The organism is Brevundimonas denitrificans (assembly GCF_030160755.1).
GTDB classification, from domain to species: domain Bacteria; phylum Pseudomonadota; class Alphaproteobacteria; order Caulobacterales; family Caulobacteraceae; genus Brevundimonas; species Brevundimonas denitrificans.
In genome coordinates, this window is record NZ_BSOY01000212.1 from 1 (window position 1) to 596 (window position 596).

General features: G+C 55.9%; 2 protein-coding genes. Both read right to left on the bottom strand.

The genetic code is table 11. The features are described from left to right. Nucleotides 1–311 (bottom strand): hypothetical protein (locus QQJ79_RS15810; RefSeq protein WP_284223888.1); only part of this gene is annotated, 311 nt, incomplete at its 3' end. Beyond that, nucleotides 308–596, bottom strand: a 289-nt coding sequence (locus QQJ79_RS15815) for an ABC transporter permease subunit (RefSeq protein ID WP_284223889.1), incomplete at its 5' end; no start/stop codon positions are given. The genes QQJ79_RS15810 and QQJ79_RS15815, both read right to left, overlap by 4 nt.

Sequence of the window (596 nt, forward strand, 5' to 3'; positions counted from 1 at the left end):
AATTCGCCCTCATGGAAGATATGGATCGACTGGGGCGGCGCAAAGATATGCTTGGTATCCCGCGAATGCAGGTTATAGGGCGCCAAAAATTCGGAAAACAGGATCGACACATAGAACAGCAGCAGAATGATCCCGCTGATCACGGCCACCCGGTGCCGACAAAACTTCCACCACATCATGCGCCACTGGGACGCCATGTAGAATTTCTCCTGCTCAGGCGAAAGCTTTTCGACCGAATAGGGATCGAACGGGGCATTTGAATGCCAGTGTTCCAGCTTTCCGTTTCTGTCGCGGCTTGGAATCTCGCTCATTTCGTCGCCCCCCCGGAAAGACGGATGCGCGGATCAAGGGCCGCCAGCAACAGATCGGAAATAAACATGCCGATCACCGTCAGAAGCGCCAAAAACATCAGGAACGATCCGGCCAGATACTGATCCTGATTGCGAAGCGCCTCCAACAACATGGGGCCCGCCGTCGGCAGGCTGAGCACCGCACTCACGATCACCGAGCCGGAAATAACATCGGGCAACAGGTTGCCGATATCGGCGATGAACGGGTTCAGGGACATGCGGATCGGATACTTGACCAGGGCCCGA